This is a genomic window from Blautia sp. MSK.18.38, assembly GCF_024460535.1.
Lineage (GTDB): Bacteria > Bacillota > Clostridia > Lachnospirales > Lachnospiraceae > Blautia_A > Blautia_A fusiformis.
In genome coordinates this window covers 18,397-33,625 of record NZ_JANFYP010000010.1, presented here as the reverse complement: position 1 = coordinate 33,625, position 15,229 = coordinate 18,397, and the positions used below count along the sequence as shown (strand labels likewise).

The 15,229-nt window shown below is 40.5% G+C and carries 16 protein-coding genes; 3 read left to right on the top strand and 13 right to left on the bottom strand.

All coding sequences use genetic code 11. From position 1 onward, the window contains the following. Window position 1: 1 nt before the first annotated feature. The 6 genes from scfB to NE638_RS07925 form a co-directional block, all read right to left on the bottom strand. On the bottom strand, window positions 2-1,366 hold the full coding sequence (gene scfB, locus NE638_RS07950) for a thioether cross-link-forming SCIFF peptide maturase (RefSeq protein WP_173745993.1): 1,365 nt from the start codon (window positions 1,364-1,366) through the stop codon (window positions 2-4). A 143-nt stretch (window positions 1,367-1,509) separates the two neighbouring features. Then, complete coding sequence (gene scfA, locus NE638_RS07945) at window positions 1,510-1,650, bottom strand: six-cysteine ranthipeptide SCIFF (protein WP_015524633.1); 141 nt, start codon at window positions 1,648-1,650, stop codon at window positions 1,510-1,512. A gap of 82 nt (window positions 1,651-1,732) precedes the next feature. Then, window positions 1,733-2,083: a TIGR04086 family membrane protein gene (locus NE638_RS07940; RefSeq protein ID WP_021650373.1), complete on the bottom strand. Its 351-nt coding sequence runs from the start codon at window positions 2,081-2,083 to the stop codon at window positions 1,733-1,735. 56 nt (window positions 2,084-2,139) lie between these two features. Further along, window positions 2,140-3,864 carry a hypothetical protein gene (locus NE638_RS07935; protein ID WP_173745992.1) on the bottom strand — a complete coding sequence of 575 codons (1,725 nt, stop codon included), beginning with the start codon at window positions 3,862-3,864 and terminating at the stop codon, window positions 2,140-2,142. Window positions 3,865-4,072: 208 nt separating this feature from the next. Further along, complete coding sequence (locus NE638_RS07930; RefSeq protein WP_021650371.1) at window positions 4,073-4,666, bottom strand: YdcF family protein; 594 nt, start codon at window positions 4,664-4,666, stop codon at window positions 4,073-4,075. A 144-nt stretch (window positions 4,667-4,810) separates the two neighbouring features. Beyond that, window positions 4,811-5,575: an N-acetylmuramoyl-L-alanine amidase gene (locus tag NE638_RS07925; RefSeq protein ID WP_044960663.1), complete on the bottom strand. Its 765-nt coding sequence runs from the start codon at window positions 5,573-5,575 to the stop codon at window positions 4,811-4,813. Between the two features lie 226 nt (window positions 5,576-5,801). Here NE638_RS07925 and NE638_RS07920 point away from each other — a divergent pair, with 226 nt between their 5' ends. The 3 genes from NE638_RS07920 to NE638_RS07910 all read left to right on the top strand — a co-directional run bounded on the left by NE638_RS07920 (window position 5,802) and on the right by NE638_RS07910 (window position 8,580). Further along, window positions 5,802-6,779, top strand: a complete 978-nt coding sequence (locus NE638_RS07920; RefSeq protein WP_044960660.1) for an ABC transporter substrate-binding protein — start codon at window positions 5,802-5,804, stop codon at window positions 6,777-6,779. 89 nt (window positions 6,780-6,868) lie between these two features. Further along, entirely contained in the window at window positions 6,869-7,783 is a 915-nt protein-coding gene (locus tag NE638_RS07915; protein ID WP_022427133.1) for an ABC transporter permease, read from the top strand. Between the two features lie 2 nt (window positions 7,784-7,785). Further along, window positions 7,786-8,580 carry an ABC transporter ATP-binding protein gene (locus NE638_RS07910; protein ID WP_118608496.1) on the top strand — a complete coding sequence of 265 codons (795 nt, stop codon included), beginning with the start codon at window positions 7,786-7,788 and terminating at the stop codon, window positions 8,578-8,580. A 163-nt stretch (window positions 8,581-8,743) separates the two neighbouring features. Here NE638_RS07910 and NE638_RS07905 read toward each other — a convergent pair whose 3' ends face one another. The 7 genes from NE638_RS07905 to NE638_RS07875 form a co-directional block, all read right to left on the bottom strand. Then, window positions 8,744-9,676 (bottom strand): DUF5688 family protein, encoded by a 933-nt coding sequence (locus tag NE638_RS07905; protein ID WP_118608495.1) that lies wholly within the window; start codon window positions 9,674-9,676, stop codon window positions 8,744-8,746. 306 nt (window positions 9,677-9,982) lie between these two features. After that, window positions 9,983-10,453, bottom strand: coding sequence for a low molecular weight protein-tyrosine-phosphatase (locus NE638_RS07900; protein ID WP_118608494.1), 471 nt, complete (start codon window positions 10,451-10,453; stop codon window positions 9,983-9,985). A gap of 182 nt (window positions 10,454-10,635) precedes the next feature. Then, a complete protein-coding gene (locus NE638_RS07895) occupies window positions 10,636-12,120 on the bottom strand; it encodes a right-handed parallel beta-helix repeat-containing protein (protein WP_118608493.1) in 1,485 nt (494 codons plus the stop codon). A 194-nt stretch (window positions 12,121-12,314) separates the two neighbouring features. Continuing rightward, complete coding sequence (locus tag NE638_RS07890) at window positions 12,315-13,583, bottom strand: site-specific integrase (RefSeq protein WP_118608492.1); 1,269 nt, start codon at window positions 13,581-13,583, stop codon at window positions 12,315-12,317. A gap of 134 nt (window positions 13,584-13,717) precedes the next feature. After that, on the bottom strand, window positions 13,718-13,927 hold the full coding sequence (locus NE638_RS07885) for a MerR family transcriptional regulator (protein WP_004844954.1): 210 nt from the start codon (window positions 13,925-13,927) through the stop codon (window positions 13,718-13,720). Next, on the bottom strand, window positions 13,924-14,739 hold the full coding sequence (locus tag NE638_RS07880) for an ATP-binding protein (protein WP_118608491.1): 816 nt from the start codon (window positions 14,737-14,739) through the stop codon (window positions 13,924-13,926). The genes NE638_RS07885 and NE638_RS07880 overlap by 4 nt, the downstream gene beginning before the upstream one ends. After that, window positions 14,739-15,071, bottom strand: coding sequence for a hypothetical protein (locus NE638_RS07875; RefSeq protein ID WP_244094812.1), 333 nt, complete (start codon window positions 15,069-15,071; stop codon window positions 14,739-14,741). The genes NE638_RS07880 and NE638_RS07875 overlap by 1 nt, the downstream gene beginning before the upstream one ends. Window positions 15,072-15,229: the final 158 nt, after the last annotated feature.

The following is a 15,229-nucleotide window of genomic DNA, read 5'->3' as shown; positions in this document are numbered from 1 at the left end:
CTTATTCCGCCAAAGCGGCTTTTATCATGATAGCGCACTCCACACGCTTCCTCTGGAGTTCGCATCCGATCTTATAATTCCCCCGGATATCCCCGCCGAAATGGTAACCATTTGCCGCACAGCCGCCGCTGCAGTAGAATCTGGCAAAACAGTCTTTACAGTCCGGTTTCGTATAGACGTTACATCTTCCAAAGTCTTTTACGATTTCAGGCTTTGTGATTCCCTCGTCTACATTACCCATAAGGTACTGTTCCTCACCCACAAACTGGTGACATGGATAAAAATCTCCCCACGGAGTAACAGCCAGGTACTCGGTTCCTGAGCCGCATCCGGAAAGTCGTTTGTATACACACGGACCACCGGTAAGGTCTATCATAAAGTGGAAGAAGTTGAATCCTTTTCCCTCTTTTTCTCTTTTGATCATTTCTTTTGCAAGAATATCATACTGTTCCAGGATCTGTGGGATATCCTCCTCACGGATCGCATACTCTTCTGTATCTGCTGCCACGACCGGCTCAACAGAAATCTGCTTGAAGCCAAGATCTGCCAGATGCAGAACATCCTGAGAGAAATCAAGATTATGATGAGTAAAGGTTCCTCTTACATAATACTTGTCCTGATTTCTGGATTCCGCAAATTTCTCAAATTTCGGCATGATCAGATCATAGCTTCCTGCACCCTTACGGAACGGGCGCATGTAGTCATGAACTTCTTTTCTACCGTCCACGCTTAAGACAACATTTCCCATTTCCTTATTGCAGAATTCCATCACCTCATCATTTAAAAGAACGCCGTTGGTTGTCAGTGTGAAGCGGAATTTTTTGTTATGAAGTTTCTCCTGTTCTCTTCCATATTTCACAAGATCCTTTACAACCTGCCAGTTCATAAGAGGCTCGCCGCCAAAGAAATCCACTTCCAGATTCTTTCTGGAGCCGGAATTAGCGATCAGGAAATCCAACGCTTTTTTTCCTACCTCAAAAGACATCAGCGCACGTCTTCCGTGATACTCTCCTTCTTCTGCAAAACAATATCTGCATGCCAGATTACAGTCATGAGCAATATGAAGGCAAAGAGCCTTTACAACGGTCTGGCGGTTTTTGGTAAATTCATCAATGATATTCTCATAAATATCTTTTGTAAAAAGCATTCCCTGTTCCTGAAGCTTCTTACATTCAGTTACAGAGGTTTCCACATCCTCTTTCTTAAAACGGTCGCTAAGCTTCTCAGCAATGGCAGCCGTTTCCATGCCTTCTTCAAGATACGGCAGCACCTCATAGGTTACTTCATCTACTAGGTGGATACAGCCGCTGTTGATATCCAGCACAATATTATATCCATTACTTTGATAACGGTGAATCAGACTCATCTTCCCGCAATCCTTTCTAAAATTCTTTTATAACCCGACAAAACGCGCCCTCCGGCGCGTTTTGCTGGATACCTGTTACTTTCAGATAAAACAAGTGAAGCAGCGGATCTCCCGCTGCTTTCCACTCATTCAACGGCTGCTTCTTATTTATGCTCGCAGCTCTGGTTTCCTACTGTACAGGAAGTCTTGCAAGCAGACTGACAGGATGTCTGACATTCGCCACATCCACCCTTCTTAACCGTGTTCTGAAGGTTCTTTGTATTTAATGTCTTGATATGTTCCATGATATATCCTCCTTTATGTATTCTATTCTTCGCCTAGTATAGCATAAAATCATCGATTTTCAAAGCATTTTTTTGTAAGCTTTTACGACAGCATCCCACCAATGGCTCCGCCACCAAGACACATGAAAAAAGTAGTCAACGCATGGGCAAAGGTCATATCCCATTTCCCCTGTGCCAGAAAAGATACCAGAAGCAGCAGAACATAATAGGAAAGCCCGGTAACGATCCCCCATATATATCGGTCTTTCCGTATGATCTTTCCCGCCATAAAACCTCCGACCAGGCAGGATACTACATAAATAATAATGATCCCCACCGCCGCCGTTCCTCCTCCAAATTCAAACTGAAAGAGCAGAAACGCCAGTATCAGAAGAAAAAGTCCTGTCACTCCATAGGCTAGCAGCAATGATCGTAATATTGCTTTTCCCTTCATAAAAAAGCCCTCCCACAGTCATTATATGGGAGAGCTTTTTCTCTTATTCGTATTCATTACTTCTTTCTTTTCTTAAAAAACACTGCTACACCAGCTACAACTGCCGCTGCCACAAACAAGATCACAAACGGAAGGATCTGAGTGTTATCTCCGGTATTTACCTGTTTCTTAGATGTTGTTGCAGAAGACTGTTCTTCAGCCTCATTCTCCGCCGTATCACTGTTCTGAGAAGAAGACTGTTCCTGATCTGTGCTATCTGAAGTCAGATTCTGAGATGTCTCTGCCGTATTGGTGTCTGTACTGTCTGTTTCTGCAGAATCTGCAGTACCTGAAGATGCAGTATCCGAAGATGAAGCATCAGCTGCAGGTGTAACCGTTGCACCTGTATTGCTTTCAGCATCTGGCCCTACCAGAGATTTACTTCCAGCGATGCCAAATGGGCTGAATGAATGTGTACTGAAAGTCATTGTATCACCATCCATGCTTGGAATGATGGTCTCCATTGCGCCATTATCAAGAAGGTGTTCAATCGAATATGTATAGCCGGCCTTTACAGGTACAGTCACACTGATATACTCCCCATCCGGAATTTTATACTCTGTATTATTCTGTGTATCCCAGAGTTCAAACTCATAGGATTTAAAGATTGTTGCATCTTCTTCATTGGTAAACTGATAGTCCTCACCACCAGAAACACGAAACTGTACATACCACGGAAGATCGATTCCTGATACAGTTATTCCATCACAAGTATGATTTTGAGACGCAATTTCCTCTTTTTCTGTTTCTGTCAGATCGGTAGCTGCATTCTGAGGGCGTTTATCCTCTGTATCATCTTTCCTGTCAAAAATATTATCCTTGTTTTCTTCAGTATCAGGAGTCTCCGTAATTTCCGGGATCGCGGTAATTTCAGCATCGTTATTTTTTTCATGATTCTCATCGTCTCTATTCTCAGATGCTGCATCAAGATCCATACCATCTTCTGCCGCCGGAGTTATCGTTACAGCAGGAGTTTCCACAGCTTCTGCTTCTTCCCCATCCTGAGTTTTATTATCCTCAGATGGTGCAGCTGTTACCTCCGGAGCTTCTGTTATCTCCGGATCCCTTTTTTCCTCTCCACTGGCATCTGCTGCATCTGTTGTATCTGAAGAATCTGAAGAAGACTGCTCCGTTTTTCCTGTTGTCTCCGGATCTTCTTTATTTTCCTGAGCACTGTCATCCTGCAGACCTTCGTTCTTCTCCTCATTCTCTGCAGTGCTGTCCTCTGTTTCTTTTACAGAAGTATCTGCATCATTCTCATTGACGTCGGTTCCATTTTCCTCTTTATCATCGGTTCCATAGGATTCTCCTGAATCTGAATCAGAAGAATCGGAGCTTTCCTCACTTCCGGAATTTTCCTCTGTACTGTCAATGCTGCTGACCACAACTGTCACGGAACCTGTAAGTGTTCCTGAATTACTGTCCCACCCCGGAAGGCCTGAAAGGTCAGCACCTGCAGCAGGTTTGAACACTACCCCACAGGATTGCACACGTTTGTCCGGAACATAAGAACTATCTGCCCAGGAAAGAGTTCCATACACATTAGATGGGAGCGCAATGTTAGCAAGAGCTGTAGGGCTGTCAATAGTTATATTATCCGGGATCACAGCACCGGATTCTATACCTGAAGAGTTCTCCGCATATGCCGGAAAGGTCTGTCCTCCGATCAGTGTCATGGACAATGCCGCTGCTGCCAGTATTGAAAAGCTTCTGCTAAATGTAATCTTTGTGTTCTTTTTCATAATAATCTGCACCTCTATATTCAAAATCTAAGATTCATATTTGCCTTTTGTCAAAAAATTCAGTTATATAAAATATCGAACGCATGTAACATGCGCTCGAACCAATATTTCTCCAAAAATTAATATCTTGTTAATCTTTCGTAACAGATATTTCTTTTTTTCGTCAAATGCATTATAACACAATTCTTTTTTTTACGACACCCCTAAATTAATTTTTTTTGAGCATCAATGAAAATTGTTTAATTATTCTAGTTATTTCCCCCATTACCTCATCAATTCCATCATTTGTCATAATCCACGTATTTTTATCTATAGAATCCACACAACAGGAACTCACAAAGAATTCCGTATCCGGATAAAGCAACTTGTAATACATCAACGCACGTCTTGCATGACAGGTTTTACAGCAGAGAATCGCCTTTTTGATATCCAGGTATTCTCTGTCTGTTACCTGCCGGGAATAAATTGCGTTCTCATAAGTGTAGGTTGCCTGATCTTCTTTCAGAATTGCTTCTTCCGGTACACCATTCTGCATCAGAACATCTTTCAAAAAATCCCATTCCGTTTTGTATGTCCCACAATAACATTCTTTCTTGTCAAGAACTCCTGTAAATCTCCCTGCTGTGATACTGTATCTTCCACTGGGCAGGATCTTTGGTGCAAACCCATTCCTGTAAAGCTCCGCTGCTTTTTCCGCCATTTGAGGATATCCGTTTCCCGGAACAAAGATCACATCCGCTTTTTCCGGCTTATCTTCTATAAACATGAAATCTTCTATCTGTTTCAGAAACTCTTCGTACATTATTTTCTATGTCCTTTCTTTACCATCTGCAGCTAAATCCCGGATCAAAAGATATTTATCTGACAGGTATCCCTTATCCAGCTTTCTGTATTGCCTAATCATATCACTCTTTCGTGGCAGATGCACTAACAGATCATCTGTTTTCTATTTTGTAACGATCACTGTGCTATATCCACTGTCCCTCAGCCTTTGTTCCATATTGACCGCATTTCCAAGCTGCATATATGCTCCTACCTGAACTTTGTAAAGATCATTCTCTCTCAGGATAAACGCCGGAAATCCCTGATCTGTCAGCTGATACAACATCCTGTCTGCATTTTCCCGATTTCGAAATGCTCCTGTCTGTACCCGATAATACAATGGCTCTTCCACCGTTTCCTCATTCAATGTTCCCAGAATGGCATCTGCGATGCTTCTGGCAATCTCTTCGAATTTTTTTTCAAAAAGCTGATTATCCTTTTCCGAGTTTATAAATCCGGTCTCGATCAAAAGTGCCGGCATTTTTGTGCGCCGGAGCACTACCAGCCCCGGACGTTCTTTTACGCCCAGTTCCCGAAACCCCAGTTCTCCCAATGCTCCCAGGATATTCTGTGCCATCTGATATTTAATGCCTTTCTTATCATAGATCAGTACTTCAACTCCATTGTATTGTTCCGGCTTGGAACTGCTGTTGCGATGAAAAGAAATAAAAAAATCTGCTCCAGCTTCATTTGCAGCTTTCGCTTTTTCAAAAGGAGTCTGATAAATATCTGTAGTCCTGGTATAAACCACATCCACGCCATTCTCTTCCAGGATCTTTCCTACTGCAAGGGTCAGTTTCAGATTGTCATCCTTTTCCTTGCGATCTTTATAAACAGCACCCGGATCTTCTCCACCATGTCCGGCATCCAGAACGATTTTATATGCCATGTTCTTTCTCCTTGAGAATTTCATTCACAATATGATATGACTGTATGTTTTTTCCTGTGCCTGCATTTCATTTCATGCTTTATTTTGTTTTCCGGATCTGTTTACTCAACATATTTTCACGTTAATTCTTCTTGACTTTTAAGCGTTAAAGTGTTATATTAACACAATCAGTGTTGTATTTTTAAATAATCCAAAAATGCAGCAACATCGTGAGGAGGAAAACAATATGAAAAAGCGTATTTTAACAGCTGTACTCGCAGCAGCTCTTGTAACAGGAACCTGTGCTGCCACAGTAAGCGCCAAAGAAGAAAAGACTTACACAATAGGTATCTGCCAGCTGGTCCAGCATGACGCACTGGATGCCGCAACTAAGGGTTTTGAGGATGCCATCACTGAAAAGATGGGTGATTCCGTAAAATTTGACGAGCAAAATGCACAGGGTGATTCTAATACCTGTTCTACCATTATCAACAGCTTTGTTTCAGAAGGGGCAGACCTGATCCTTGCAAACGCAACCGCATCTCTTCAGGCTGCAGCTGCCGGAACTTCCGATATCCCGATCCTTGGAACAGCCGTTACCGAATATGGTGTCGCTCTCGGAATCGATGACTTTGACGGAACAGTAGGCGGGAACATTTCCGGTACTTCTGATCTTGCTCCTCTTGATGAGCAGGCCGATATGCTCCATGAGCTTTTCCCGGATGCAAAAAATGTCGGACTTCTCTACTGCTCAGCAGAGCCAAACTCCCAGTATCAGGTAGATACAGTAAAAGATGCTCTTGAGAAGCTTGGTTATACCTGTGAAGATTATGCATTCTCTGATTCCAACGATCTTTCATCCGTTGTTACCACAGCTGCCAATGACAGTGATGTGATCTATGCACCTACAGATAATACTGTAGCATCCAATACTGAGATCATCAACAACATCTGTCTTCCGGCAAAGGTTCCGGTAATCGCTGGTGAAGAAGGTATCTGCCAGGCATGTGGTGTTGCAACACTTTCCATCAGCTACTATGATCTTGGATACAAAACCGGCGAAATGGCAGTCAGCATCCTTCAGGATGGTAAAGATATCTCCAAAATGCCGATTGAATATGCACCAAAATTCACAAAAGAATACAACAAAGACATCTGTGACGAGCTTGGTATTAAAATTCCGGATGGATATGAAGCAATCGAAACAGATAAAACAGCTGAATAATCGGTAAAAAACCTATTATACACTGATACAGCGAGAAGGGAGTTCCCCTTCTCGCTGTTCGTGCATAAAAAAGAGGAGGATAATTTAACATGCAGATTATGAGTTTAATAACCGCACTTCCAGGAGCTGCCGCACAGGGGCTTATCTGGGGAATCATGGCGATCGGTGTGTACATTACATTCCGCATTCTTGATATTGCGGATCTTACCGTTGACGGAACTTTATGTACAGGCGGCGCTGTTTGTATCATGATGATGCTCAGCGGACACAATGTATGGGTGTCCATGCTGGTTGCAACAGGAGCCGGACTTCTGGCCGGTCTTGCCACCGGTATTTTTCATACCTTTATGGGCATCCCGGCTATCCTTGCCGGAATCCTGACACAGCTTTCCCTTTATTCTATCAACCTGAAGATCATGGGAAAAGCAAACCAGGCGATCAATGTTGATAAATTTAATCTTCTGGTATCCCTTCGACGTGTCAAAGGTGTTGCTCTGACACAGAATACGCTTTTTATCGTAGCAATTATGATCATCATTCTGATTGCAGTCCTTTACTGGTTCTTCGGAACTGAACTCGGATGTTCCTTGCGTGCGACCGGATGTAATCCAAGCATGTCCCGTGCACAGGGTATCAACACAGACCGCAATAAGGTTCTGGGACTGATGCTTTCCAACGGACTTGTTGCTCTTTCCGGCGCTCTTCTCACACAGTACCAGGGATTTGCAGATATCAACATGGGACGTGGTTCTATCGTTATCGGTCTTGCTGCAGTAATTATCGGTGAAGCGATCTTCAGCCGTATTTTCCGCAACTTTGCACTGAAGCTGTTAAGCGTTGTATTTGGTTCTATTCTTTATTATCTGGTACTTCAGATTGTTATCTGGATGGGAATTGATACAGACCTTCTGAAAATGCTTTCCGCACTCGTCGTTGCATTGTTCCTTGCTTTCCCATACTGGAAGGGCAAATACTTTACAAAAGCCAAACAGGGAGGTAAATGATCATGCTGAAACTGATCGATATACATAAAACATTTAATCCGGGCACTATCAATGAAAAGGTTGCTTTAAACGGCGTGGATCTTCATCTGAACGAAGGTGATTTTGTTACAGTCATCGGAGGAAACGGCGCCGGAAAATCCACTATGCTGAATGCAGTTGCAGGTGCCTGGCCTGTAGATTCCGGAAAGATCATTATCGGTGAAACCGATGTCACAAAACTTTCCGAATATAAAAGAGCCGCGTATCTTGGCCGTGTATTCCAGGATCCTATGACCGGAACTGCTGCAACTATGGGAATTGAAGAAAATCTCGCTCTTGCCAAACGCCGCGGAAAATCCCGCCTTCTCCGTCCGGGCATTACCCGCCAGGAACGGGAAGAATACCACGAACTCCTGAAGATTCTCGGTCTTGGTCTTGAGGACCGGCTCACTTCCAAAGTCGGACTCCTCTCCGGTGGCCAGCGTCAGGCATTGACACTTCTGATGGCAACTTTAAAGAAGCCTCAGCTTCTTCTTCTGGATGAGCACACTGCTGCTCTTGATCCGAAGACTGCAGCCAAGGTTCTCGAGATCACAGACATGATCGTAAACCGCGATCATCTGACAACCATGATGATCACCCATAACATGCGTGATGCAATCACTCACGGCAATCGTCTGATCATGATGTGGGAGGGAAAGATCATTCTGGATATCCAGGGCGAAGAAAAGAAAAAGCTTACAGTCAAAGATCTCCTGGACAAATTCGAAGAAGCCAGCGGTGAAGAATTTTCCAACGATTCCGCACTTCTCAGCTAAACCACAAAAAAAGAACTCTTATAATAGTTAGACAAACAGCATAACACATGGAAAGAACCTGGCCGGAATTTCATTCTTTATGATGGATTCCGGCCTTAATTTCTGTTCTAATGCCCAAATAACGATAAACTCAAAGCACTTCCATATGTCACCTCTCTTTAGCTCATTTCAATTCCACAGAGAATTCACCACTCCTTCTGCTGTATCGATAAATGGAAGATGTCAGATAATCCTCTTCCGGAGTTGCTTTCTCGAGCGTATCACTTAGAACTTCTTTCAAATCTTCCGGATAAACCACATCCGCATTATGGACCATTACTTCATGAACACTGGTAAAAACCAGATACAGGTCTGTCCCCAGAAGTTCAGAAAGACGTCTGGCTACCCCGGGCAAAAAGATTGCTGCCGCTCCATTAGTACGCTTTTCTGTACTCAGGCAATTCCCGGCAATCCCTTTATTTGGATGGTATGTTCCAAGGATATCCATGAAATTATCTCCTTCATATGTCTTATCAAACAGCATTTTTTCCCAATGATAGATTCTTGGTGGACTGATAAAATATGTATTTATTAGAGCAGCTTCGAAAACAGTATCCGCATCTTTTCCCCATTTCTCCACAAAGCTTTTCTTGATCTTTGCACTCAGAACATATCCCTCTTTTTCTCCTGCAAGATAATAAACCACTAAAGCAATATCTCCGATTTTGTGATGAACCAACTCCTTCAGTATAGTCCTGTTTTTATCTGCATTCAGAAGTCGAATAAAAAGTCTGCTTTTTATCTTCTCATAATCTTTCAGATCGTCCAAATCACATAGCACACAATTTTCACTGACTTTTTTTATCTCCCTAACACAATCATGAACGATATTTTCAAAAGAATGTTCCTGACAGTACCTTTTATAAAGTTCTTCTGTATGCAACCCGCAGACTGTTTTTGCCTTTTCCATATGACCACTCTCTACAAATAGCCTATCTCCCAAACAGCCATATTTTTCTCCATCGTTTGAAAAATAAATTTCTTCTTCCTTCAGGTCCATAGCCGCAAGAAGAAGCTTTCTCAGGTCCGTGACAAAAGTTTCATAACTTTTTTCCATATTTAATTTCCTTTCTGTGAAACAAAGCGGACGAATGTCCTGACAAAATCCTGTGCGCTCTCACAACGACGCACAAAATGATTCTGATCTGATAACATGATTAGATATTTCTGTGGAAAGAACTTCCACTGTAGAATTGCAGAGAGCAGATTTCTCTGCTGAATTTGAGTTGCCTGCTGTATGGACAAGTATAATAGAAGTTTTCAGATTTGTAAAGAAGTTTTCATCGACAGAAAAAGCAGCTTCCGCTGCCTTTTGCTGTCATACCTTTTGTATTGTTTCAGATTTGTGTCTCATTCCGAAATATCAGTAATGGATTTCTCCATGTTTCTCCAGATAATCCAGAAATCCCTCACAACCTTCCTGTATATCCTCATAAGTTTTGTCAAAATTTCCTGTATACCAAGGATCCGCAATATCCCGTCCTGATCCGGCAAAAGTCAGAAACTTATAAAGCTTCTCTTCCGGGTCATTCTTCAGCATCCTGTTAAGATTACGCATATTAGCAGAATCCATACCAATAATATAATCGGATTTTTCATAATCCGCCCACGTAATCTGCTTCGCTCTGTGCGGAACCAGTGGTATTCCCACTTCTCGCAGCTTGTTCACTGTTCCTCTGTGAGGTGGATTCCCAATCTCCTCTGTACTTGTTGCAAAACTGTCGATCAAAAACTGATCTGAAAGGCCGAGCATTTTTACCTTGTGCGTAAAAACACTCTCGGCCATGGTTGATCTGCAGATATTGCCGTGGCAGATGAAAAGCACTTTAATCATAGTTTTATTTCTCCTTCTTTTGCCCCGGAATGCCCTGTTTTGCAAGGAGTTATGGGGGGTATGGTAAAATGCTCTGAAATTACAGATTGTGGCAAAACAGAGCAGAATTGAGCATGTTGTTACTATTTGTTAGTAGTAAAATTAGTAGTAAAAGGGAATGGGTTACTACTAAGGAATCGTAATTAACCGCATGCCGTTGCCAGATTATCATACCCCTCTATAAAGCTTTCTATTTGGGAAATATTCTCAAATCTAGACGTTATAACATTTATATAGATTTGTCCATCATCAAAAACAGATTCTTCTATTTTCCCATATATACAAACAAATTCTTTAATTTCTTCATATACATCTCTTGTAGTTTTTTTTGAAGAAGAAATTGTGATATTAAACTCTTCCCCTCTTTGAATTACATTATTTTCTTCAAATAATCCAAATGGAATCGCTTGATTACATAAGCCAGCAAATGAATTAGAATACACACAAACACCACTGCAAAACAAACTAGAAGATTCCAAAGAAATCAGATAGTTATCTATATAATTATTAAAAATCGATACATTATTAAAATCTAATTGACTATTTGTAGCTTCAATAATACAACCTACAGTTTTATTGCAATCATATATCATGCTATTTGAAAATTCTAAATTTGAATTTATTATACTTAATGCTCCATAAGAGCACTCAAAAATTTTAATCCCATTGGTTCGAATATTAGTGCAGTTTTCTAATTCAATTCCGTATGTTCCACATCCAAATAATTCTAACGAATCTAATTGTATGTTGTTGCAATTCTCAAACCGCAAGACAGATCCCATACAACTTCCCTTTCGAGGCGTATGGCCTAGTGTTAATCCAATCAATTTTATATTAGAGCACTTACGAAAACAAATCACATTTGCATATCTCGGATTAACAAGCAATGTCGAATTATCCCCCACAACAGTAACATTTGATATGTTGGATACCACAAGTTGATTTCCGTCAAATACTTCTTCTTTAAAAATATTATCTGTATTTTCCCTTTCAAAATCCAACATATCATAATAACCTTTATTTAAAACTAATTTATTATTAGATGAAAAATTACTGATAAATTCATTTGTGTCTGAAATTTCAATATATTTATGTATTTCAGGCATAACTTGCCCTTGCTTACGAATCAAATTCATTACTTCAGCTTGTAAGATTTTACTTACATTATCTTTTAGTTCACTTATATCTTTGAATGGTGTATATAAACCTAAAGGTTGTAGTTTCTTTGATATTGCAGAAATTTTCCTTGTATCATCATTTTTTTCAGATTCATCAATCACCTTAAAAAAAGTTTTAATATCAGGTTTTCTACGTTTATGATAACTATCCAATGCCAAATTAAGTTCATGCTCTGTACCTGCAACATCTTCGTTAGCTAACTTTGTACCTATTTTTTTCCAATACATACAAATAAATAAATCTGCATTGGTAATTTCTAAATCCATATCAATTAAACCTTGCGGTCCATCAGCATTCATTCCAGGTGTACTGTTTTCCCACATTCTTAAATCAATACATATTCCATTTTTCATATATAATGGATTTAATGAATTCACTAAGTCTTTAATCATTTGACGTTCATCAGCCAAATCCGATGGAGAAGCTAGCACTACTTGTATTTTTTCCATTTCGTCACCCTTTCTCGTTAATGTGAAAATCTATTTTCAACAATGACAAATTTGTAATTTCTCAGCATTAAATCTTATGTGTGTTATACAATGTTTCATAAATATACTTAACACAATAATTATATCTCAGAACATCTCATTTTTCCACCAAAATAACGCTCCGCCCTAAGCCAGAGCGTTACCCATCTTCCATATTAAATTGCCTTGAACATCTTCTGCGACATTGGTTTCTTTTTCTTCTGTTCAATCTCCGCCTGCGCTTTCCTAAACTCTTCCATTCGTTTCAGTTCTTCCTCTGCATCATCGAATCCGATATGTGTGTACACATTCATTGTGACCGATATATCCGAATGCCCCATGAGGTACTGTAATGTCTTTGGATTCATTCCCGCTTTTGCCATATTTGAGCAATAGGTATGCCGACATACATGCGGTGTAATGACAGGCATCTGTACTTTATAAGTATTATTATACTTCTGAATGATGTGTTGAAAATAATGCTCCCAGTGCAGGGAATAACAGATACTTTCATTTTTATCAAAGTATAAAAATCCACTTTTTCCATCTACCATAGGCTCTGCTTTGGGCGGGTTTCGTTTTTCTATTATTTTCTGAAAGCATTCCTCTACATCCGCAGTCATAGGTATCTTTCTCGTTCCGCTGGTTGTTTTAGTCTCTTGAATATAATATCCGATTTTTGATTTTTTCTGCAATTGATGATCGATGTTGATCGTATGCTCCTTAAAATCAATATCAGAAATCGTTAAACCACAAAATTCCGAGATTCGAAGGCCGGTTTTAAATAATATGTAGATTCCCTCATAATACCTGCAAAAATGAGGATCCTCCTTCACAAATTGTAAAAACTTACGCTCCTCCGCTCTGCTGATTGCCTCTCTTGTCACACTGTCATTCACGACCACTTCCATTAGCTGAAACTGAAATGGTTTTTTCCTGATCAGGTCATCGTCCACCGCCAACTGAAATGCCGGACGAAGGACTCCTCGGATCGAATGGATGGAACTATAGCTTTTCTTTTCTACCTGCTGAAGATGTATCAGCCAACATTTTGCATCCGAAATCCGAACCGTATCAATCCTTCTTTTTCCAAATGGATCTTTCTTCAATATATTGATAACTATTCCGTATCCTGCAACTGTAGTAGGTCTGACACCGGTTTTGGTTGATATATATTTTTCAACCAGTTCCAGCACTGTCATATTTCCGCCATTTGTTGCAATCTGCTCGAAATGATCCGCCTGAATTTTCTTCTCCATCTCTCGAAGCGACAAAGTACGGTGCTTTCCTTTCGGAGTTGCATCGTTATGGTCTAAGCGCCAGCTATATACGCAGCGCTCCTTTCCCATCTCATCGACATACTTAAATCGATATCTGCCATCAGATAACTGTATTTCTCCATTGTGTAATATACGTCCTCTATGATCTCTCCTTTTTTCACTCATAATATTTCGTCTCCTTCATTAAATGCTCATTTAACTTGGAAGACCGTCTCGGTTTATTCATTATACCACAAGACCTTCTCTTCGCTAAGATAAAATGAACATTATTTTCATTACTATTTCTTCTATTCTGTCACTTAAACTGTACTGGCTGTGTCCAGATAATCTTCAAATAATTTTCTTTTGAACCGGATATGCGAACCAACTTCCAAAATAAAATCTGCTCCTTCATTTTCACCTGCGATTTGTCTCAATCTCTTTTCTCCAATTCCGTAATATTCTGCTGCTTCGGAAACATTTAAAGAATATTTCTTCCAAACAGGTATTGTTTTTTCTGTATGATTCATTCGCATTCCTCCTTCCCTCTGTTTGTGTTCAACAGCGTTTTCGCTTTCTCCATTTTCATACTTGCAATCACTTCTCGTTTGCTTGTGCCTCCAACATACATAGGCGTACACATTTCTAAAATACGGTCATAGATACGCCTTTTATCCAACATGGTCTCGCTTTTTATTTCTTTCAGCGGAAGATTCGTTGTGATGATCAAAGGTCGTCCCGAACGGATCCTGCGATCTATGACACTAAAAATAATTCCTAACGCATATTCTGAATTTCGTTCCACTCCAAGATCATCAATAATCAAAAGCTGGTAAGAAGCCAATGCATTGATATATTCCGTTTTGTCTGCCAACGGAAATATATCATCGATAATGGTATTGAAGTTGGTCATCTTTACCGTTACTTCCCGCTTAAGAAGTTCATTGGCAATACACCCGGCAATATAACTTTTCCCAGTGCCAACCGGTCCCCAGAACAAACAGCCTATATGATTTCTTTTCATTTCCTCCCAGTTATCAACATAGCTTTTTGCCTTATGCATTACTGCATCTGACATATCTGCATTCTCAAATGTCCACTCTTCCATCCTGCTCTCGTCAAAACAGATGCTCATATTTCTACTGACTAATTCCCGGTGTTCTTTCTCTTTAAAATATTTTTGTTCTTCTTCATATGCTTTTCTGTCACAGGCACATTGCCTGGAATGTTTCTTCATCCCCATAAAGCCACCCTCGGGGAAAAAAGCTTCTTTCGCTTCCCCACAGACTTTGCAGTATTGCAAACCATCACTGCCTACACATACGGTATCTTCTTCTCTCATCACAAACTCTCTTCTTCCCCATAGCAATAATTTACTTCATGATATTTATTACTTTTATATTTCTCAGTTACTTTACTAGGTGCCACATTTCCGACTCCTGCACAGCCATTTTTACGACCAGATGAAGGTTGCTTTTCCGACTCTGTTGCAACCATCTTTTCAACCGCCTTATCGTCAACCGGCTGTAAACCTATCTCATCAGATGGATTTTTTACATATAAATGATTGGGTTTTGAAAAACCACCAGATCTGCGAACCAATAGTCCCACATCATCTAATTCCTTCAATGCTGTTTTTACAGAAGATTTACATTTGCCGATTTGAGCAGACAATTCCTCTATCGGAAAAATCAGATAAACATTTCCATACTTGTCTATCCAACTAAGTCATGAACCACCAGTTCAACTGGTGGTTTGATTATGCCCCTATAAGGGGCCTATGCCTGCAACGCCTGAAAGGCGGATGCCTCAAGCACTTATACCGGCCGGCC

Bases quoted from the DNA above. Each gene is read 5' to 3' on its own strand.
- NE638_RS07885 (WP_004844954.1), bottom strand. From the start codon at position 13,927: ATGAATCATACAGAAAAAACAATACCTGTTTGGAAGAAATATTCTTTA.
- NE638_RS07925 (WP_044960663.1), bottom strand. From the start codon at position 5,575: ATGGCATATAAAATCGTTCTGGATGCCGGACATGGTGGAGAAGATCCG.
- scfB (WP_173745993.1), bottom strand. From the start codon at position 1,366: ATGAGTCTGATTCACCGTTATCAAAGTAATGGATATAATATTGTGCTG.
- NE638_RS07940 (WP_021650373.1), bottom strand. From the start codon at position 2,083: ATGAAGGGAAAAGCAATATTACGATCATTGCTGCTAGCCTATGGAGTG.
- NE638_RS07930 (WP_021650371.1), bottom strand. From the start codon at position 4,666: ATGTACGAAGAGTTTCTGAAACAGATAGAAGATTTCATGTTTATAGAA.
- NE638_RS07910 (WP_118608496.1), top strand. From the start codon at position 7,786: ATGCTGAAACTGATCGATATACATAAAACATTTAATCCGGGCACTATC.
- scfA (WP_015524633.1), bottom strand. From the start codon at position 1,650: ATGGAACATATCAAGACATTAAATACAAAGAACCTTCAGAACACGGTT.
- NE638_RS07890 (WP_118608492.1), bottom strand. From the start codon at position 13,583: ATGAGTGAAAAAAGGAGAGATCATAGAGGACGTATATTACACAATGGA.
- NE638_RS07920 (WP_044960660.1), top strand. From the start codon at position 5,802: ATGAAAAAGCGTATTTTAACAGCTGTACTCGCAGCAGCTCTTGTAACA.
- NE638_RS07935 (WP_173745992.1), bottom strand. From the start codon at position 3,864: ATGAAAAAGAACACAAAGATTACATTTAGCAGAAGCTTTTCAATACTG.
- NE638_RS07905 (WP_118608495.1), bottom strand. From the start codon at position 9,676: ATGGAAAAAAGTTATGAAACTTTTGTCACGGACCTGAGAAAGCTTCTT.
- NE638_RS07880 (WP_118608491.1), bottom strand. From the start codon at position 14,739: ATGAGAGAAGAAGATACCGTATGTGTAGGCAGTGATGGTTTGCAATAC.
- NE638_RS07900 (WP_118608494.1), bottom strand. From the start codon at position 10,453: ATGATTAAAGTGCTTTTCATCTGCCACGGCAATATCTGCAGATCAACC.
- NE638_RS07915 (WP_022427133.1), top strand. From the start codon at position 6,869: ATGCAGATTATGAGTTTAATAACCGCACTTCCAGGAGCTGCCGCACAG.
- NE638_RS07895 (WP_118608493.1), bottom strand. From the start codon at position 12,120: ATGGAAAAAATACAAGTAGTGCTAGCTTCTCCATCGGATTTGGCTGAT.